The 20,011-nt window shown below is 71.7% G+C and carries 11 protein-coding genes; 4 read left to right on the forward strand and 7 right to left on the reverse strand.

The features are described from left to right. Positions 1-48: 48 nt before the first annotated feature. The 6 genes from AB0H71_RS23880 to AB0H71_RS23905 are packed head-to-tail and all read right to left on the reverse strand — an operon-like array spanning position 49 to position 8,421. Positions 49-1,251: a VWA-like domain-containing protein gene (locus AB0H71_RS23880; protein WP_357024860.1), complete on the reverse strand. Its 1,203-nt coding sequence runs from the start codon at positions 1,249-1,251 to the stop codon at positions 49-51. Next, positions 1,248-2,438: a MoxR family ATPase gene (locus AB0H71_RS23885; RefSeq protein ID WP_357024863.1), complete on the reverse strand. Its 1,191-nt coding sequence runs from the start codon at positions 2,436-2,438 to the stop codon at positions 1,248-1,250. Before AB0H71_RS23885 ends, AB0H71_RS23880 begins: the two co-directional genes overlap by 4 nt. 33 nt (positions 2,439-2,471) lie before the next feature. Continuing rightward, positions 2,472-3,737, reverse strand: coding sequence for a hypothetical protein (locus AB0H71_RS23890; protein ID WP_357024866.1), 1,266 nt, complete (start codon positions 3,735-3,737; stop codon positions 2,472-2,474). Between the two features lie 55 nt (positions 3,738-3,792). Further along, on the reverse strand, positions 3,793-5,211 hold the full coding sequence (locus AB0H71_RS23895) for an MFS transporter (protein ID WP_357024869.1): 1,419 nt from the start codon (positions 5,209-5,211) through the stop codon (positions 3,793-3,795). Continuing rightward, entirely contained in the window at positions 5,208-6,191 is a 984-nt protein-coding gene (locus AB0H71_RS23900; RefSeq protein WP_357024871.1) for an alpha/beta hydrolase family protein, read from the reverse strand. Before AB0H71_RS23900 ends, AB0H71_RS23895 begins: the two co-directional genes overlap by 4 nt. Positions 6,192-6,216: 25 nt before the next feature. Then, complete coding sequence (locus tag AB0H71_RS23905) at positions 6,217-8,421, reverse strand: MMPL family transporter (RefSeq protein WP_357024874.1); 2,205 nt, start codon at positions 8,419-8,421, stop codon at positions 6,217-6,219. Between the two features lie 249 nt (positions 8,422-8,670). On the opposite strand from AB0H71_RS23905, the gene AB0H71_RS23910 reads away from it, so the two are divergent. From AB0H71_RS23910 to AB0H71_RS23925, 4 genes are all read left to right on the forward strand, one after another. Further along, on the forward strand, positions 8,671-15,060 hold the full coding sequence (locus AB0H71_RS23910; RefSeq protein WP_357024877.1) for an SDR family NAD(P)-dependent oxidoreductase: 6,390 nt from the start codon (positions 8,671-8,673) through the stop codon (positions 15,058-15,060). A 28-nt stretch (positions 15,061-15,088) separates the two neighbouring features. Next, positions 15,089-16,486, forward strand: coding sequence for a condensation domain-containing protein (locus AB0H71_RS23915; RefSeq protein WP_357024880.1), 1,398 nt, complete (start codon positions 15,089-15,091; stop codon positions 16,484-16,486). Continuing rightward, positions 16,483-17,163 carry a hypothetical protein gene (locus AB0H71_RS23920; protein WP_357024883.1) on the forward strand — a complete coding sequence of 227 codons (681 nt, stop codon included), beginning with the start codon at positions 16,483-16,485 and terminating at the stop codon, positions 17,161-17,163. Before AB0H71_RS23915 ends, AB0H71_RS23920 begins: the two co-directional genes overlap by 4 nt. Before the next feature lie 595 nt (positions 17,164-17,758). Further along, complete coding sequence (locus tag AB0H71_RS23925; protein WP_357024886.1) at positions 17,759-18,652, forward strand: aminoglycoside phosphotransferase family protein; 894 nt, start codon at positions 17,759-17,761, stop codon at positions 18,650-18,652. Here the strand turns inward: AB0H71_RS23925 and AB0H71_RS23930 are convergent, their stop codons facing one another. Continuing rightward, positions 18,653-19,918, reverse strand: coding sequence for a hypothetical protein (locus tag AB0H71_RS23930; protein ID WP_357024889.1), 1,266 nt, complete (start codon positions 19,916-19,918; stop codon positions 18,653-18,655). It abuts the gene before it with no gap. Positions 19,919-20,011: the final 93 nt, after the last annotated feature.

The following is a 20,011-nucleotide window of genomic DNA, read 5'->3' on the forward strand; positions in this document are numbered from 1 at the left end:
CGCGATATGACGAGCATAGGTTCCGCTCGGATCGGGCGACAGGCGCATTTACCCGATCTGCACGACCCGGGCCCAGGGCGGCGGCCGGCTCGGCAAGTAGCCAGAATGCTCCGAGTACTGCCGCGGCTGCGCCCCGAACAGCCCGACGACGGTGCGGCAGGGCGGACGGGAGCCGGGCCAGGGGGTGTATCCGTCGGTGAGGACGACGATGACGTCGGGGCGGAGGCGGAGGGCGCGGGTGAAGCCGGTGCGCAGGTCGGTGCCGCCGCCACCGATGAGGGGGATGGCGGAGGCGCGGCAGAGGGGGGCGGCGATGTGGGCGGCGGCGTCGCAGGAGAGGACGGTGACGAGGTCGCGGCGGCCGCCGGCGGCGCGGGCGATGGCGGCGGTTTCGAGGAGGGCGCTGCCGAGGTCGGCGTCGGAGACCGAGCCGGAGGTGTCGATGACGACGGCGACGCGCGGCGGGGTGCGGCGCAGGCTGGGCAGGACCAGGCCGGGGAGCGCGGCGGAGCGGCGGGCGGGGCGGCCGTAGGTGTAGTCGTCGCCGGTGCCCGCGGCGGAGGTGGCGGCGCGGAGGGCGGCGCCGAGCAGGTCGCGCCAGGGCTGCGGCGGGTGCAGCGCCTCGTCGGCCCAGCGGCGCCAGCTGCGCGAGGCGGTGCCGGGGTGGCCCGCGATACTCTGCGCGACCCGGAAGCGGGCGGCTTCGCGCTCCTGTTCGCTCAGGGCGTCGGCGCCGTCGGGGCCGAGTTCCCAGTCGCGGTCGAGGCCGTCGGCGCCGCTGCCGCAGTCCAGCCAGGCCATGGCCTCGGTGTGCCTGCCGAGGCGGAATTGGCGCAGGTAGTCCTCCATCAGCTGGCCGCTCTCCAGCCCGAGCAGCGCGGGGAGCACGGCGCCTTCGGGCTGGACCAGCCCGTCACCGAAGGCGTCGTCGTTGATCTCGGCGTCGGCGGCGATATTCATCCGGAGCCGCTCGGCCGGGCCGGAGAGGTCGTGCGCGCGGGCGAAGCGGTCGCTGCGGCCGTGGTGGTCGCGGATGAGGTGCGAGACCTCGTGGACCAGCACCGACGCCAGCTCCGGCACGGGGGTGCGCTCGACGAAGGCGGGCGAGATGTAGCAGCGCCAGTAGCGGTCGACGGCCATGGTCGGCACCCGGCGGGATTCGACGAGGTGTAGTGCGTAGAGCACGGTGGCGAGGTAGGGCCTCGCCTTGGCCGCCAGCAACCGGGCGGAGTACAGCTTCTCGGTGGTCATCGGCTCACCTCGGCGGCGGCGCGGTCCGCGCGCTCGGCGACGGCGACCAACCCGGCCAGCCGCTCGATGGACTCGGGCACCACCCAGTCGTCCCGGCGCAGGGTGGCGAGGGTGGTGGCGGGGACGACGGCGAGGTCGGGCGGTCCGGTCTCGACGGCGCGCACCAGCAGCTCCCATGCCGCGTTCCAGCGCGCGCGTTCGGGGCGCTTGCGCACGGCGGCGACGACGCCGTCCAGTACCGCCTGGCGCAGGTCGCCGCGGTCCGGCAGCTCGGCGGCGCCCGGGTCGGCGAGCAGCGCCTCCGGGTCGGGCAGGTCCATCCGGTCCATGCTGCTGAGCAGCTCGAAGCCGGGGCCGTCGCCGACGGCGCCGCGGACGAGCAGGGAGAGCACGTCCCGCCCGACGCCGGCCGCCGTGGCGAAGGCGATGAGCCGCACCGTCATCTCCCAGCTGCGCGGGGAGGGCCAGGCGCCGCCGCGCTGCGTCTCCCCGCTCGGCAGCCGGTGCACGAACAGGGGCCGGGCGGCGAGTAGCTCGCATACCGCGCGGCGCGCGAAAGCGACTGCCTCGCCGAATCTATCGGGGTCGAGCGTGGGCAGGGTGGCCCGCGGCCAGGTGCCGCCGAGCCCGCGGACCACCACGTCGTGGTCGTGCGTCCAGTACAGGTGGACGAAGCGGTTGGCGAGCGGCGGGCTCAGCTCCCAGCCGTCGGCGGCGGAGGCGCGCGGATTGGCGGCGGCGACGATCCGGACACCGTCGGGCAGCCGCAGCGCGCCGATCCGCCGCTCCAGCACCAGCCGGAGCAGGGCGGCCTGTACGGCGGGCGGCGCGGTGGAGAGCTCGTCCAGGAAGAGCAGGCCGCGACCGGCGCGCACCAGCCGGACGGCCCAGTCCGGCGGGGCCATCGGGACGCCGTCGGTGGCGGGGTCGGCGCCGACGACGGGCAGCCCGGAGAAGTCGGAGGGTTCGTGCACGCTGGCGATCACCGTGGTGAGCGGGAGGTCGAGGGTCTCGGCGAGCTGGGTGAGCGCGGCGGTCTTGCCGATGCCGGGCTCGCCCCAGAGCAGGACCGGGAGGTCGGCGGCGACGGCGAGGGTGAGGGCGTCGAGTTGGCTGTCGGGGCGGGGTTCGGTGGTGGTCGCGGCGAGCAGGGCGAGGAGGGTGCGGGCAGCGTTCAGCTGGGACATGTCGGCATCACCGTGGGGAGAGGAGGGAGGGGGTCAGCGCTGGGTGGCGTGCCGCGGGTGGGCACGGGTGGTCCGGCGTTCCGTGCGCCGGGGTGGCGGGCAGGCCGGGGTGAGCCCGGCGCGGTAGCGGCCGTGGGTGATTCGCCGTTCGGCGGCGGCGTCCAGTTCGGCGCGGAGCGGGCCGTCGCGGAGCAGGGTGTCGGGGCCGAGCAGGTTCTCGACCATGGCGAGCGCTCCGGCGATGTCGCCGTGGCGCAGTCGTTCCCCGACGCCTGCGAGGGCATCCGGGTTGCGGTGCGCTTGGTCGATGACGCGCAGGCAGGGCAGCGGGGTGCCGGTGAGGGCGATCAGGAGTTCCTCGCGGCGGAGTTCGGCCGGGGTGTGGTCGAGGGCGGTGAGGGTGCCGTTGCGCAGGCCGAGGCGGTGTTGTTCGCCTCGGCACTCGACCAGCAGTTGCTCCGGGGCGTCCGGCTTTTCGGGCGGGGGGTGGCCGGGGGCGAGTGCCGCGGCGACCAGGGGGTGCAGGCGGTCGGGGGTGATGGCTCCGGTGCGGAGGAGTTCGAGGTCGGGGAGGGTCCAGGTGGCGGCGTCCGGGAGGACGGGGAGTGCGGTGAGCGAGCCGCGCGGGCAGGGCACGCCGGGTGAGAGGTTCACGATCGCGCGGCGGCGGGCGCCCAGCCGCACCAGCACGGGTCCGGGCGGGCGGTCGTCGGCCTCGAGGAGGATGCGCGCCTCGTCCGCCCAGCGGTTCGTCGCGCAGCCCGAGGGGGGTGGTTGTCCCCTGAAATCAACAGCACCACAGGCTATTACGGACGCCGATGAGACATCGGCACCACACCGCACCCCCAACTCCCCCGCCCGCCGCACATCCCACAGGTGCCGGTGCAGATCGAGCCGGAACCGCCGGTCGGGCCGCGGGTGCGGATGCGCCCCCGCCCCACCCCTGCCCCACAGCGCGAGACTCACCCGCTGCCCGGCATCGGCCCAGGCGGGCGCGGTCCGCACCACCAGGTGCACCGGCCCGTACCTGGCCAGCGTCATGGTCAGCCCGGGCCGCAGCAGCCCGTCCGGGGCGATCCGGGGCAGGTGCCAGCGCAGCAGCTCGGGCGCGAGATACCGCAGATCGGCGCGAACCGGCGGGGGTAGGGCACGCGGATCGAGGTCGAGATCGAACCCGGCCGCGGCGCACGCCCCGGCCCAGTCCCCGGCGAGCCGCCGGGCGGTACAGGTTTCGATCATGGCACCGGGTACCGCGAATTCGCGGACGCGCAGCCAGAGGGAGATTCGGGTTTCGTCCATCAGCACACCCCGTGTGCGAACGAAACCCCCGTTCCTTGCTCAGGAGAGGTAGTCATCACCGCGACGATAGCACCCACGGCGTGGCCCCGAGGGTGGCCCTGCGCTCCGGCAGCGCCAGCGTGACCCCCGCGAGCAGCACCGCCACGACCGCGATGGCGCCGAGCATGACCATGCTCCCGCCGAGGGTGTGCGCCCGGAAGAAGAGCGCGGCGAGCACCGCGAGCCCGACCGAGTTGCCGATCTGCTCGACGGTCGGCAGCAGCCCGGAGGCCTCGCCCATATCGCGGTCGTTCAACCCGGCCAGCATGATCGGCTGCAGCGGGATCCCGAACACCCCGACGCCGAATCCGGCCAGGAAGACCGGGCCGCAGACCAGCAGCAGGTTCACCGCGCCGCCGGTGATGTGCAGGTAGCAGACGCCGACCACGACCCAGAGCCCGAACGACGCGATCCCGGCGGCGAGCGTGCGAATACCGAAGCGGTTCACCAGGATCGGCGAGACGATGGCGCCCGCGCCCGCGCCGATGGCGAACGGCGTCATGGCGATGCCGGTGCGCAGCGCGGAGAAGTCGAGCACATCCTGCAGCAGGATGGAGACGGTGAAGACGAAGGCGGTGAAGAGCCCGAAGAACACCGTCACCAGCACCGAGCCGACGGCGAAGCCGCGGTCACCGAAGAGATCGAGCCGCACCAGCGCGATCCCGCCGCGCCGCCGGGTGGCCCGCTCGTAGGCGACGAAACCCGCCCCGAGCGCCAGCGCCGCCGCGACGCTGCCGAGGTGCGGCAGCCGCCACCCGGCCTGCTGGCTGTCGGCGAGCGCGAAGAGCAGCAGGAAGAGCGCGGCGGTGGCGAGCACCGAGCCGCGCAGATCGAGCGGGGGCCGCTCCGGCGCGGGGCCGATCTTCAGGTACTTCAGCGCGAGCCCGATGGCGATGATGCCGAGCGGCAGGTTCATCAGGAAGATGACGTGCCAGCCGAGCCCGAACGGGTCGACGGTGATCAGCACGCCGCCGAGGATCGGGCCGAGCATCCCCGCGAACCCGGCGACCGCGCCGTAGACGGCGAAGGCGTAGGGCTGGTGATCGCGGCGGAAGGTCGCGGTGATCACCGCGATGGTCTGCGCCGCCATCCCCGCCCCCGCCACGCCCTGCACGATCCGGGCGAGCACGAGCTCCAGTGCGCCGCCGGAGATTCCGCACCACACCGAGGCGGCGGTGAAGGCCGCCGCCGACCAGAGGAACATGCGGCGCCGCCCGGTGATCGCGCCGAGCCGGGCGGCGGTGAGCAGCGCGCAGGCGAAGGCCAGCGAGTACCCGGCCACCACCCACAGCTGCTGCGCGCGCGAGGCCCCGAGCTCGGTGGTGATCACCGGCAGCGCGGTATTGACGATGGTGACGTCGATCATCTGCATGAAGACCGAGAGCAGGCAGGCGCTGAAGGCCCCGATCGCGACGGTCGCTTCCTGCCGGGTCACCGCAGCGCCTCCTCGAACATCGGCCAGGATTTGTGCAGGTCGTCCTGCCAGTAGCCCCAGGCGTGGGTGCCGGCGGGCCGCAGGTCGAAGGTGGCCGCGATATTCGCGGCGCGCAGCCGGTCCTGCAGCTGCCTGGTGCAGACGTTCGCCACCACCTCCAGCGGGGCGCCGAACATGAGCTGGTACAGCAGGTGCGGGAGATCGCCCGCGTCGGCGAGGTTCTCCTTCGGCCCCGGCAGCCCGGTGCCGGTGGCGACGTAGACGGCGGTGCCGCGCAGCTTGTCGGCCTGCAGGTACGGGTCGTTGGCGCGCCAGGCCGGGTCGGTCGGCGGGCCCCACATGTTCGCGGGGGTGCCGCGCTGGGTGGTCACCACGGCCTGCACGATCGTCTGCCCGGCGGGGTCGCTGGTGCGCACGCAGCCGCTGTAGGAGCCGATGGCGCGGTAGAACCCCGGCGCGGCCAGCGCCAGCTGGAACACCGAGGTGCCCGCCATGGAGACCCCGGCGATGGCATTGGCGCCGGTGCCGTCGAACTCGGCGTCGACCAGCGGCGGCAGCTCCTCGGTGAGGAAGGTGGTCCAGCGCTGCTTGCCGAGCACCGGGTCGTCGGCGCGCCAGTCGGTGAAGTAGCTGCCCGCGCCGTCCAGCACCACGACGACGGTGACCTGCTCGCCGGCGAAGAATTCGGCGATATCGGTGCGGTCGATCCAATTCCCGTCGGAGCCGCCGCTGGAGCCGTTCAGCAAATAAAGCACGGGCGCCGGTTTTTCCGGATCGGCGGCGGGCAGCACCGCGGTGCGCACGATTCGATCCATGGCGGCGGAATACACCTCCACCTGCTGCTGCCTGCCGGGGCCGGGCCGTATTTCGGCGATTTCCGCGGCGGTCTCCGGCTCGGCGTGCGCATCCGACCACACCCCGGCGAGCAGCAGCGAAAAAGCGAGCAGCACGGCGCCCGTCCGTCGCAGATTCTTCGGCATATCCACTCCTGCCCCCGGACAGTAGTCAACGGTGTTCATGACCCGCCCCGACCGGAATTCGCGGAACTTTGTGGTCGCTACCAATTCCGCTGCGCGACGGTTCGATACGTTTCCCAATTCCCCACCACGAGGCGTCGCCGCAGATGCGCATCACGGCGGGGACGAGCAGCACCCGCAGGATCGCGGCGTCGATGAAGAGCGCCGTCACCATGCCGACCGCGATGTACTGCATCATCACCAGGTCGGAGAGGGCGAAGGCGCCGCAGACGACGAGCAGGATGAGCGCGGCGGCGGTGATGATCCAGCCGGTGCGGGCGATGCCGTCGCGCACCGCCTCGGTGCTGGAGGCGCCCTCGGCCCGCGCCTCCACGATCCTGGCCAGCAGGAACACCTGGTAGTCGGTGGAGAGGCCGTAGATCACCGAGACGATCAGCACCAGGACCAGCGCCATGATCGGCTGCGGCGTGAAGCCGAGCACCCCCGCGCCGTTGCCCTGGACGAAGATCCAGGTCAGCACGCCGAGCGTGGAGCCGAGGCCGAGCAGGTTCAGGAACCCGGCCTGCAGCGGGAGCACGATCGAGCCGAACGCGACCATCATGAGCACCGTGGTGATCAGGAAGACCAGCAGCACCATGAGCGGCAGCCGGTCGAGCAGCGCGTCCACGCTGTCCCGCTCGCTCGCGGGCTGCCCGCCGACCAGCACCGTCGTCCCCGGCGGGGTGGGCATGGAACGCAGGTAGTCGATGGTCTCGTCGGCATCGTGAGCATCCGCGACCACGGTGTTCGTGGTGAAGACGCCGAGGTCCGACTGCGCCTGCAGCGCGGCCGGGAACGGCGCCTCCAATCCGGGCGCGCCGTTCGCGCGCTCGACCACCTCGCCGATCACCGAGGTGTCGAAGGTGATCACCACCAGGTCCACCGGGTTGATCTGGCGCAGCGGGAAGAGCTCGTCGAAGTGCTGCTGGGCGGTGCGGGTCGGGTGCTCGGGCGGCAGGAAGCGCTCCGAGATCCCGCCGAACGCCACCTCCCGCACCGGCGCGATCAGGAGCAGCAGCAGCGCCACCACCGGCACCGCCACCAGCCAGGGCCCGCGCATGACCCGGCCCGCGATCCGGCCCCACGGGTTGTTCCGCTGCTCGATATCGGCGCGGCGGGTGTGGAAGCGGTTGAAGCCGAGCCGGTCCACCCGGTGGCCGAGGATGGCGAGCATGGCGGGCAGCACGGTCACCGAGACCGCCGCGGCCAGCGCCACCGTGATCATGGCGCCGAGCGCGAAGGAGCGCAGGAAACCGTGCGGGAACAGCAGAATCGCGCCGGAGGCGACCACCACGATGGTGGCCGAGAAGGCGACGGTGCGGCCCGCCGTCGCCACCGAGCGGGCGACGGCCTCCGGCGCGGGGCGGCCCGCGGCCAGCTCCTCGCGGAATCGGCTCACGATGAAGAGCCCGTAGTCGATGGCGAGCCCGAGCCCGATCATCGACACCACCGGCGAAACGAACGAGTTGACCTCCATGACGTGCGTCAGCAGCCGCACCACGCCCCACGCGCCGAGCACCGTGAGCCCGCCCACGATGAGCGGCAGCGCCGCCGCCACCACCCCGCCGAACAGGAAGAAGAGCAGCACCGCCACCGCCGGGATGGCGACCAGCTCCATCCGCCGCTGGTCGTGCGCCATGGTGTCGTTGAGCGCCAGCGCGACCGGCTGCGCGCCCGCCACCTCGAGGTCGACCCCCGGCAGCACGAACTCGTCCGCGACCTGCCGGTAGTTGTTCAGCACCTCGGTGTCGTCGCGGCCGCGCACCGCGACCGAGGCGAAGGCGTGCGCCCGGTCGGGGGTGCCGAAGACGTCGGGCACCGCGAGCCCCGTGGTGGTCTCCCAGTAGCTGCCGTTGATCTTCTCGATCCGGTCCGGGAAGCGCTCGGGCAGCCCGTTCAGGAAGCCGGTGACGGTGGCGGCGAACGCCGGGTCGTCCACGGTCTTCCCGGCCGGGGCGGCGAAGACCAGCAGCACGTCGGCGACGTGGTTGTGGCCGAACGCCTCGTCCTTCAGCCGCAGCGCCCGCGCCGACTCCGAGCCGGGGTCGTCCCAGCCGCTCACGCTGAGGTGCGCGGGCAGCCCGAGGCCGTACCCGCCGAGCGCGAGCAGCCCGCCGACGACCACCGTGAGCACCAGGAATCGCCGCCGGACGAGCAGCGCGATCCACCGGCCGAATCCACCGGACAAAGCCACCTCCCGACCCTCGCACCGCACTCCCGGACTCCTGAAACATAAGCACCGGCAACGGCTTCCACAGCCCCCCGATTCGACCGGTTCGAGATTCCACAACCATTTCGAGACCGTGTTGTGAAGTGTCCCTGAAACATCGAGCGGCACCTGTGAGCGTGGTTACGCTGACCCCAGTCGCCAGCTGCGCAGGCCAATTTCACGAGTCGCCCGAAATGGATGGCGCTCGAATCAATCCGGCTCGGGAGGATGTGCATGTCGGATATCGCTATTGTCGGCATCGGTTGCCGTTTTGCAGGTGGAATCGATTCACCGGACACTTTCTGGGATTTCGTCCTGGACAAGCGGGACGGTGTCGTCGAGATGCCCGCGGACCGATGGGACTACCGCCGCTACTACGACCCGGAGCCGCGGACGCCCGGGCGCAGCTACACCAAGCACGGCGCCTTCATGACCACCGATCCGTGGGAGTTCGACCCGGACTTCTTCGGCATCTCGCCGCGCGAGGCCACCGTGCTCGACCCGCAGCAGCGGCTCATGCTCGAGGTCACCTGGGAGGCGCTGGACGACGCCGGGATCGCGCGGCACGCGGCAGGCAACTCGGTCGGCGTGTACGTGGGCGGCTTCGTGGTCGACCAGTCGGTGATCGGCGTGGTCGGCCCCGCGCTGTTCCACACCGATATGCACACCCCGGCCAGCGCCTCGTACACCATGCTCTCGAACCGGATCGCGTACGCGCTCAACCTGGTCGGGCCCGCGATCACCGTGGACACGGCGTGCTCGTCGTCGCTGGTCGCCTTCCACCTGGCCTGCCAGGCGCTGGCGAACGGCGACTGCGAGGTGGCGCTGGCCGGTGGCGTGAACGTTATGCTGCAGCCGGAGACCTTCGTCCTCATGTGCAAGGGCGGCTTCCTGGCGACCGACGGCCGCTGCAAGTCCTTCGACGCCTCCGCCGACGGCTACGGCCGCGGCGAGGGCGCGGGCATGGTGGCGCTGAAGAAGCTGGACGACGCGGTGCGCGACGGCGACCGGATCTACGCCGTGGTCAAGGCCACCGGTTCGAACCAGGACGGCCGCACCACCGCCATCACCGTGCCGAACGTGGACTCGCAGGAGTCGCTGGCCCGCCAGGTGTGCGTGCGCTCCGGGCTGGCCCCGGAGTCGATCACCTACGTGGAGGCGCACGGCACCGGCACCCTGGTCGGCGACCCGGTCGAGCTGCGCGCGCTGGGGCGGGTCTTCGGCTCGCCATCCGGGCGCACCGAATCGCTCGGCGTCGGCTCGGTGAAGTCGACCATCGGCCACACCGAGGCGGCCGCCGGCGTCGCCAGCGTGATCAAGGCCGCGCTCGCGATCAAGCACCGCACGATCCCGCCGCAGGGCTGGATCGAGCAGCCCAACCCGGACATCCCCTTCGACGAGCTGGGGCTGCACGTCCAGACCGAGGCCGAGCCGCTGCCCGCGGACGCCCCGCCGATGTCGATCGCGGTCAACGGCTTCGGCTACGGCGGCACCAACGCGCACGCCATCCTGCAGGAGTACCGGCCCGCCACCGTGGTCGAGCCCGCCCGCGAGCCCAAGCACTACGGCGTGCTGCCGATCTCGGCCCGCGGCACCGCGGCGGCCCGCGCACTGGCAGGCCGCTTCGCCGACCTGATCACCGGCGGCGCCGACCCGGCCCGGCTGGCCGAGGCCGCCTGGACCCGGATGGCCCACCACCAGCACCGCACCGGCATGCTGCTCGGCGACACCGACGACCTGGTGCGCGAGCTGCGCGCCTTCGCGGGCGGCGAGGGCAGGGACGCGGTGCGCACCATCGTGGCCCGCACCACCGAGCCGGTCTTCGTCTTCTCCGGCATGGGCCCGCAGTGGTGGGGCATGGCGCGCGAACTGCTCTCCACCGAGGGGCCCTTCGCGGAGGCGGCGAAGGAGATCGACGACGAGTTCCGCGCGCTCGCGGGGTGGTCGATCATCGAGGAGCTGCTGAAGCCCGAGGAGGAGTCCAGGGTCACCAGCACCGAGGTGGCGCAGCCCGCCAACTTCCTGGTGCAGGTGGCGCTGGTCCGCGAGCTGGCGCAGTACGGCATCGCGCCCGCCGCCATCGTGGGGCACAGCGTCGGCGAGGTCTCCGCGGCCTACGTCAGCGGGGTGCTCTCGCTGCGCGACGCCGTGCTGGTGGCCTACCACCGCGCCCGGCTGCAGGCCACCACCGCGGGCACCGGCGGCATGCTCGCCGTCGGGCTCGGCGCCGACCAGGCCCGCGAGCTGGTCGCGGACGATCCGCGGGTGGATATCGCCGCCATCAACAGCGCGAGCTCGCTCACCCTCTCCGGCGATATCGACCGGCTCGACGAGATCGCCGAGAAGCTCACCGAGGACGGCGTTTTCGCGCGCCGCCTGCGGGTCGAGGTGCCCTACCACAGCCGCCTCATGGACCCGATCCTGGACGAGCTGCGCACGGTGCTGGCCCAGCTCGATCCGCAGCAGCCGACGATCCCGCTGTACTCCTCGGTCACCGGCGACGAGGTGACCGGCCCGGACTGGGACGCCGAGTACTGGTGCGCCAATGTCCGCGAGCCGGTGCGCTTCGCCGACGCCATCGCGAAGCTGATCGCCGAGCGCCGGGTCTTCCTCGAGGTCGGCCCGCACCCGGTGCTCTCCGGCAATATCCGGGAGATCCTGCTCGGCGCCGACGTCAACGGCACCACGGTGCCGACGCTGGACCGCAAGCAGCCCGACTCGGAGAGCCTGCGCCGCACCCTGATCGGGCTGTACGGCGCGGGCGTGCTCGACCTGGACGCGCTCTTCCCGGCCGCGGACGGCGCGGTGCCGCACACCCCGCTGCCGCGCTACCCGTGGCAGCGCACCCGGCTGCACTCCGCGCTGCCGCTCTTCGAGCAGGCCCGGCTCGGCACGCCGGGCGGCTACGCCATGCTCGGCGACCCGGATGTCGAGGGCAGGCCGGACTACCTGCTGCAGGTCGGCACCGAGCTGCTGCCCTGGCTCGCCGATCACGTGGTCAACAACATCAAGATCATGCCGGGCGCGGCCTACCTGGACGCGGCGCTCAGCGCCACCGCCAAGCGGCTCGGCGTGGACCGGGTCGCGCTGGAGCAGGTGCGCTTCGTCGCCCCGCTCATCATGGGCGCCCCGGACACCCCGCTGCTCGCGCTGACCATCGAGGAGGCCAGCGGCCGCTTCGTCATCCGCTCCCGCTCGGCCACCGGCACCGCCTGGACGCTGCACGCCACCGGCCGCACGCTCACCGGCAGCCACCGGCAGACCAAGGTCGAGGTGCCGGAGATCGCGGTCGGCGTCGATGTCGACCCGGCCATGTTCTACACCGGGCTGGCCGCGGCCGGGCTGCAGTACGGCCCCGCCTTCCAGCGGGTGCTCACCGCCCGCGTCGGGCAGGACGCGGTGGTCGCCACCGTCGACGGCTCGATCGCCGCCGGCTCCGGCCACCTGGCGCACCCCGCCGTGGTGGACGCCGCCATGCAGACCGCGGCGCTGCTCTTCGCCGAGTCGAGGATCGACGAGGGCACGCTGGTGCCGGTCGGGGTCGCGGCGGCGCGCCTGGTCGCGCCGCTGCCGGAGCGGGTCACCGTGGTCGCCCGGCGCGATCCCAAGGCGAAGCTGCGCGCCGACGTCGACCTGCTGGACGACGACCACAACCTGGTCATGCGGCTGAGCGGGCTGCAGATCGGCGCGCTCACCCCCGGCCAGGACCCCCTGCGCCGGATGGCCGACTTCTTCTACGTCGAGACCATGGAGCAGCGCGACCCGCTCGACCCCACCGCCCTGCCGCAGGACTCGGTGAGCACCGTCGTGGTCGCGCTCGGCGGCACCAACAGCCGCGCCGAGGCACTGGCCGAGGCGGTCCCCGGCGCCCGGCTGCACCTGGCCGGGCTGCCCGGCGAGGAGCCCGCCGCCGGGCTCGCCGACACCCTCGCGGCCACCCGCGCGGACGGCACCGAGCGGCTGCACGTGGTGGTGGTCGCCGGCGCCGTCGAGGACGACGTCGCCGACCTCTGGACGCTGGAGCAGGTCGCGGTCGCCATCGACGCCTTCGCGCACCCGGCCGACGCCGAGCAGCAGGGGCCGGGCAGCGTCTTCGGCGACGGCGAGTGCCACGTCACGCTGGTCACCGAGCACGCCTTCGCCATCCCGGACAACCCGGCGCTGCCGGATACCAGCCAGGCCGCGCTGGCCGGTGCCCGCCGCGTGCTGCTCAACGAGCAGACCACGCTGCGCTGGCGGCTCATCGATGTCGAACCCGCCACCGAGACCGCCGATCTCGTCACCGAGCTGGCCGTCCCCGGCGCCTTCTGGAACGACAACCTGGACGAGGTCGCGCTGCGGTCCGGCACCCGCTGGGCCCCGCTGGTGACCAAGCCGCTCCCGGACCGCCTGGAGGCGCTCGACACCGCGGCCCCGCTCACCGACCCGGAGGCCAACTTCGCGCTGGAGATGCCGCGCACCAGGGTGCTCTCCGGACTGGCCTGGCGCGAGTGCCCCCGGCCGGAGCCAGGCGCCGACCAGGTCGAGGTCCGGATGAAGGTCATCGGGCTGAACTACAAGGACCCGCTCAAGGTGATCGGGCTGCTCGGCGAGCGCGAGCTGGCCCCCACCTACTTCGGCACCGTGCCCGGCATGGAGGGCGTCGGCGAGGTGGTGCGGGTCGGCTCCGGCATCACCGACATCGCCGTCGGCGACCAGGTCGCCATCGCCACCAAGGGCATGATGCAGCGCTACGTACTGGCCGACCGGAACCGGGCCATCCCGCTGCCCGCCGACGCCGACCCCGGCTACTGCACCAGCACCATCGCCTTCGGCACCGCCGAGTACGCGCTGCACGACCTGGCCCGGATCGAGCCGGGCGAGTGGGTGCTCATCCACGGCGCCGCCGGCGGCGTCGGCACCGCGGCCATCCAGGTCGCCAAGGACCGCGGGGCGCGGATCATCGGCACCGCCAGCACCGACGAGCGGCGGGCGCACGTCCTCTCGCTCGGCGCCGACCACGCCATCGACTCCCGCTCGCTGAACTTCGTGGACGACGTCCTGGAGATCACCGGCGGCAAGGGCGTCGAGGTGGTGCTGAGCAGCGCGCCCGGCGAGATCCTGCGGCAGAACTTCAACGCGGTGGCCGAGTTCGGCCGCATCGTCGAGGTGGGCAAGGCCGACATCTACACCGGCGGCCTGCTGGAGCTGGCCAACTTCGACAAGAACGTGGCCTACTTCTCCATGGACCTGGACCGCCTGGTCGCGGTGGACGCCCAGCGGCTCATCTCGCTGCTGCAGCGGGTCTACGAGAAGGTGCTGGCGGGCACCTACACCCCGCTGCCCTACCGCTCCTTCGAGACCGACGAGGTGGCGAGCGCCTTCGAGGAGACCATCCGCTCCACCGGGCTGAGCCGCATCGCGCTGCGCATCGACTCCCCGCTGCCCGCGGTCCGGCCGTACCTGCCGGAGGTCGAATTCGACGCGGCGGGAACGTACCTCATCACCGGCGGCTTCGGCGGCTTCGGCATGGCGATCGGGCGCTGGCTCTCGCTGCGCGGGGTCCGCAGGCTGGTCCTGGTCAGCCGCGGCGGTCCGAGCACCGACGAGGCGCACCGGCAGCTGGAGGCCTGGCACGCCGCCGGGGTCGAGGTGGTCGACGAGCGCGCGGACATCACCGACGCCGCCGCGGTCGCGGCCATCGTGGCCAGGGCGCACACCGCCGAGCACCCGCTGCGCGGCGTGTTCCACGCGGCGGGCTCGGTGGCGGACAACCGCCTCGCCGCCATGACCTACCGCGAGCTCGACATCGTGTACCGGCCCAAGGTGCACGGCGCCCGGGTGCTGCACCGGGCCGTGGCGGAGGCCGGGATCACCCTGGACATGTTCGTGCTCTGCTCCTCCGGCGGCTCCATGTACGGCATCTACGGCCAGTACAACTACTGCGCCGCCAATGTCGCGGTGGAGACCATGGCGCAGGAGTGGGCGCGGGGCGGCGAGCGGGCGCTCTGCATCGGCTGGGGGCACCTCTCCGGCGCCACCGGCGGCATGGCGGCCGACGAGACCGCGGTCAAGTACCTCGACCTGGTCGGCTTCGACCCGCTCGACATGGCCGACGCCACCGCCTACCTGGAGCAGACACTGCGCCTCGGCGACCCGAGGGCCGGGATCATCCCGACCGACTGGTCCAAGCTCACCGGCACCTTCCCGCAGCTCACCCGGACCGGCCGCACCATCGCGCTGGCCCAGGTCTCGGCGAAGGACACCTCGGAGCTGGCGCAGCTGCGCGCCGAGGTGGCCGCCATCGAGGAGGGCAAGCGCGGCGCCTTCGTCGCCCGCAAGATGGCCGAGGAGCTCGCGGTCGTCATGGGGGTGCCGGTGGAGTCCATCGACATGACGGTCCCGGTGCCCGAGCTGGGGCTGGACTCGCTGATGGCGGTCGAGCTCGGCGCCCGGGTCACCAAAACGCTCGGCATCGACCTGATGTCGCTGCAGATGGGGCGCTCGTTCAGCCTGGAGCAGGCCGGGCCGAAGGTGGCCGAGCTGATCCTGGCCGCGGAGTCGGCGAGCGGCGGCGGGCTGGACCCGTCGAAGCTGATCGCCGAGGCCGCGGCCGAGCCGGTGCCGGTGGGCGCGCCATCGTGACCGGCACCCGTCGAAACGAGGTTGCACCATGGTCGAATTCGGCCTGATCGACGACTGGGCACCGGCACCGGGCCGGCTGACCACCTGGACCGCGTCACCGGAGTCGGTGGCGCGGGCCGGGCGGGCGCCGGCCCACCCGGCCCCGCCCTCGCACCAGCAGGAGCAGTACCTGAAGGCGGCCGCGCAGCACGCCGCGGCGGAGTTCCGCTACTCCGGGCTCTGCCTGGTGACAGCGGAGATCCCGACCGGCGAGCTGAACCGGGCGGCCATGACCACCGCGGTCAACGCCTTCCTGCAGCGGCACGACACCTTCCGGACCTGGTTCCGGATCGAGGGCGGCGCCGTCCAGCGGCACCTGGTGCCCGCGGAGGACGTGGAGTTCGTCCCGGTGGAGCACGGCCGGGTCGACGACCCGGCCACCGTCCGGGAGCACGTGCAGAAGACCACGCCGGGGCCGTTCGAGTGGGACTGCTTCACCTTCGGCGCGATCGAGCGGGCGGAGTCGACCACCGTCTACCTCGCCGTCGACCACCTGCACACCGACGGCTTCGGGCAGTACCTCTCCGGCTTCGACCTCGCCATGCTCTACACCCGCGAGGTCTGGCCGGACGCCCCCGACATGCTGGAACCGGCCGCCAGCTACCTGGCCTACTGCACCGCCGAGCGCGCCTACACCGGGCAGATGTCGCTGACCTCGCCCGGCGTGCGCAAGTGGCTGGAGCTCATCCGCGGCAACGAGGGCAGGCTGCCGTCCTTCCCGCTCGACCTGGGGAAGCGCACGGACGGCTACAACCGCAGCGCGCACCGCACGGTGACGCTCTTCGACGAGGACACGGCATCCCGCTTCGAGCAGCGCTGCCGGGCCAATGGCGCCGAGTTCGTCGGCGGCATCTTCGCCGCCGCCGCGCTGGTCGAGCGGGAGCTGATCGACAGCGACTACTACTTCGGCATGACCCCGGTGAGCACGCGCAGCAGCCTCGCGGAGCGCGCCTCGGTCGGCTGGTACGTGACGCTGCTCCCGGTCGCCTTCCCGCTCGGCGCCACCTCGTTCGACCGGGTGGTCAAGCTGGCCCAGCACGCCTACGAGAACGGGCTCCGGCTGGCGCCCACCTCGTTCCAGCGCGTGGTGGAGCTGCTGCCCGCCGACTCCGACCTGGACCTGAAGCCCGGCTGGTCCTGCCCCATGATCTCCTTCGTGGATGCCAGGGAGCTGCTCGGCAACGAGTTCTTCGACGCGGCCTCGGCGGGTCTCTACGCCAATCGGGCTGCCTCGGAGCAGGTTCTGATCTGGATCAACCGGCTGGCCACCGAGACCACGCTGAGCGTCATCTACCCGGACACCCCGGTGGCGCACGAATCGGTACAGCGGTACGTCACGGTGCTGCAGCGCGTCTTCGAGACGGCGGCTTCGGGGGGAAAGTCATGATCGACACCGTGTTCCGCGATCCTCTTATCCCCGACGGGGAGAAGTCGGTCTACAGCGTGCGGGTGGCGAACCAGCCCTCCGCGCAGGAGCTGGTCAATGCGGTCGGGCACGACCGCGACGGGTACCGGACGATCACCCAGGTCGGCTCCGGCGACTTCGCGGTGACCGTCGAGCAGCGCTTCCAGCGCGTCGGCGACCGGCTGCGCGCCGCCAGCTACCGCGCCGAGACCAGGTCCGGCGGCACCGTGGTGAGCCGCGAGGAGGCCAACTTCGTCGGCACCACGCACCTGCAGTTCGGCGGCGGCGTAGCACCCTTCCCGGCCGACCTCATGCCGCTGGCCGGCGGGCTCACCCTGCTCCGCGGGCTCGACTTCACCGAGGGGCTGGAGGCGGAGCTCGCGCTCTGGCTGGCCTTCTCGGTGCACGTGCCGGTGACCGCCAAGGTGGAGCAGCGGGCGGTGCTCGAAGTGCCCGCCGGGGAGGTGGAGTGCTGGCAGGTGCGGCTGCGGCCGCGGCTCTCCGGGTTGAACGCGCTGCTGGAGAAGATGCTCAGCGGGTTCCTGCCCCCCGCGGTGGCGCACATCGAGGTGGCGGCGCCGCACCGGATGATCCGCTTCGGTTTCCCCACCGGGCCCATGCCGTGGGATCCGCGCGGGACCATGGAGCTGGTTTCGTAGTTCTTGCAGTTCCGGCCCCGCACGGGTCCTTCCAGTGCGGGGTACCGGAGCCCTTGTCCGTCCGGCGCCCGGCATCGCAGCCGCGCTTCTCTGGTCAGGGCTCATCTGGTGGGTCTTCGTCGCGGTCTTGTTCGGGCCACCACACCGCCAGCGCCAGCACGACCAGCGGTAAGCCAACGACGATTACCCATCCGATCGCGATCACGACCAGCTCGTCTGTTCCAGGTACGCCACGGCCATGCTGTACCGGGGACAGCGGTGCCCCGCGTGAATGGCCATCAGGTGGTGGGCGTGGGACCGTCCGCGCAGCGGGTCCGTCCACTTACACGCGGCTGGATAAATGTCGAGCCGTCGCAGCCCGGCGGCCACGCGGCGCAATGTCCGCGAATCGGTGAGCCAATCCATCGCGTTCCCCTGTCGCTACGTCCCGCCCTTGCCCCAACCGGCCACCGCCGGGAACTACGGCTACGCCATCACCGTGGTGGAGCAGTCCGGCGTGTCGCTAGGTAGCAGCTGGTAGCACCGCCTGGCCCTGGTAGCACCGGCTTGCGGGGGCACACAGGCCGCTCCCCGGCTTCGTCCTAGGCTGGGGCGCGTGGCCGGTTCCCCGTTTCTGCCCGAGACCGTTGAGAAAACGTTGCACGAGGCGTGCCACCGAGCTGGCCTCGACCCGAAGGGCGCGACACTGCTGCGACTGGGTGAAAACGTGCTCTACCAGCTGTTTTCGGCTCCGGTGGTAGTCCGGATCGCGCGACGAGCAGAGTATCGAGTGGACGTCCGCAAGGAGATTGCGGTAGCCGGCTGGCTCGCTTCGCAGGGAGTCGCGGCCGCGACGGTCTTCGAGACCGGATGCGAGCAACCGCTCGATGTCGATGGATTCCCGGTGACGTTCTGGGCGACGCTGCCGGGCCGCCCCGGTGACGAGGACGACTCGCGCGCCCTGGGTGCGCTGTTGCGCACTGTGCACGGTTTGGAGCGACCTGCGTTCGATCTTCCCGAGGTCCGGCCATTTCCCCGGGTGGCGACCCGGTTGGCTACAGCGCCGATTCCGTCTGCCGACAGCGACCTGCTGCGCGAGCGGATGGCTCACCTCGAGCGAGACGTGGCTTCGCTACATTTCCAGCTGCCGTCAGCGGCGGTGCACGGGGACGCACACGTCGGCAATCTGATGATCGTCGAAAGCGGGCCGGTATTGCTCGACTTCGAGGCGTTCGCGTGGGGTCCGGCGGAATGGGACCTGGCGAAGATCGCGGCCGAATACAGCGTGGGAATGGGAGATCCGCGCCACTATGACGACTTCGCCACCGCGTACGGCTACGACGTCACCACCTGGTCGGGCTGGCCTGTTCTACGGGAAGTCCAGCTGGTCAAGATGGTGAGTTGGCTGGCCCAGAACGTCCAGCATTCCCGTCGGATCCATGACGAGTACCGCAAGCGGATCGAGACCATCCGCACCGGTGTCCTGGCCGCGCCGTGGCGGGGGTTCTGATCAGGAAGTCGGCACACGGTGGCGGCGGAGGCCCTCGTGGAAAGCGTCGAAACGACGCTGCCGGGCGACGTGACGCGGCAGCCGCTGACGAAAATCACTGACGTAGCGACCGAAACGTGCCGAACGTAGTCCGGTCGAGCGAGTGAGCGCCTCGGTCGCCAGCGTGCTCGCCGTGTCGAGGTCGCCGGCGAGCACGGCGACATCAGAGGCGACCATCCCCAGGAACGCGGCAGTACGCGCCGGTGTGCTGTCGACGACAGCCGCTTCGAGGACTCGGGCGGCTTCGATCGGCATGCCGAGGTCACGGAAGCAGTGAGCGGAATCGCCTGCCAATTCGGATGGGTCGTAGTAGGCGATCCAGGCCGGTTCGTCGCTGCGAGGAGCTTGGATCAACTGTTCGGCACGCACGATGGCCGCGACGGCCTCACGGCGGTCGGACAGGCTCGCCAGAGCACGCGCTTCCATCATCACGCACATCGTCTCCACGACCGCGCTTCCACCGTGGTGCGTCGATGTGCGCGCGGCACGCGCGTACATCAAGGCGTCGTCGAAACGGCCGAGGAAGTTCGCCTGATGTGACAGATTGCCCAGCATCTGCGCACCCAGCAGACGATCCCCTGCCTCCTGGGCGAGCCGTAACGCCTGCACGAAGTACCGTGACGCAACGGCATGACGGCCTGCGTCATAGCTGCTCCATCCCAGAAGCTGGACGGTCTCGGCGGCAGCCGCGAAGACCTCCCGGCGGGTCTGTCCCGAGTGAACAGCGTGCAGTACCGGAACCACATCGGTCCTGAAGAACTCGAGCAGACCGGGGTGGACATGTCCTCCGCCGTGCTCGAAATCCTGCGCGGTGATCTCGGCGGTGACATCACGGATGCGCTGTGCCGCACCGACACCGAACACCGGCTCGGGCCGGACGCGGTCCGGGGAGTCTCCGAACAAATACCCGGTGACGACCTGTGACGCCGCGATTCCGGTCAACGGTGCCGCCCGCAGGTCGCCCGTGGCCACATCGTCCAACGCTGCCAGATCATCGAGCAGACCGATCGCATCGACGACATCGCGTTGGTAGGCCGTGCCCGCACTGATCGGATCACCGCCATACGGAATCGCGAGAACCCGGGACAGCAACCTCGAATGGAACTCATCGGGACGAACCTTGTCGTTCTCCCATCGGGAGATCGCGATACGCAGGCTCGGAGCGGACATCAGGCTGTGCCCCTGCTCAGCCGCGGCCGAGGTGAGCGCCGCGATCAGCACCGGCACCGGCCATCCCCGCGCTTTACGGGCCTCCCGAATGCTCTCGCCCCGCATTCCCCACCCCAGTGTCGATGGCCGTTACAGCTGCTAACACCTGCT

Origin of the sequence: Nocardia sp. NPDC050697 (assembly GCF_040654395.1) — a bacterium.
Classification (GTDB): Bacteria; Actinomycetota; Actinomycetes; order Mycobacteriales; family Mycobacteriaceae; genus Nocardia.

What these genes read in the sequence shown, in the direction of transcription:
- AB0H71_RS23885 (WP_357024863.1), bottom strand. Translation starts at nt 2,438, where the DNA reads ATGTCCCAGCTGAACGCTGCCCGCACCCTCCTCGCCCTGCTCGCCGCG.
- AB0H71_RS23900 (WP_357024871.1), bottom strand. Translation starts at nt 6,191, where the DNA reads ATGCCGAAGAATCTGCGACGGACGGGCGCCGTGCTGCTCGCTTTTTCG.
- AB0H71_RS23915 (WP_357024880.1), top strand. Translation starts at nt 15,089, where the DNA reads ATGGTCGAATTCGGCCTGATCGACGACTGGGCACCGGCACCGGGCCGG.
- AB0H71_RS23890 (WP_357024866.1), bottom strand. Translation starts at nt 3,737, where the DNA reads ATGGACGAAACCCGAATCTCCCTCTGGCTGCGCGTCCGCGAATTCGCG.
- AB0H71_RS23880 (WP_357024860.1), bottom strand. Translation starts at nt 1,251, where the DNA reads ATGACCACCGAGAAGCTGTACTCCGCCCGGTTGCTGGCGGCCAAGGCG.
- AB0H71_RS23920 (WP_357024883.1), top strand. Translation starts at nt 16,483, where the DNA reads ATGATCGACACCGTGTTCCGCGATCCTCTTATCCCCGACGGGGAGAAG.
- AB0H71_RS23910 (WP_357024877.1), top strand. Translation starts at nt 8,671, where the DNA reads ATGTCGGATATCGCTATTGTCGGCATCGGTTGCCGTTTTGCAGGTGGA.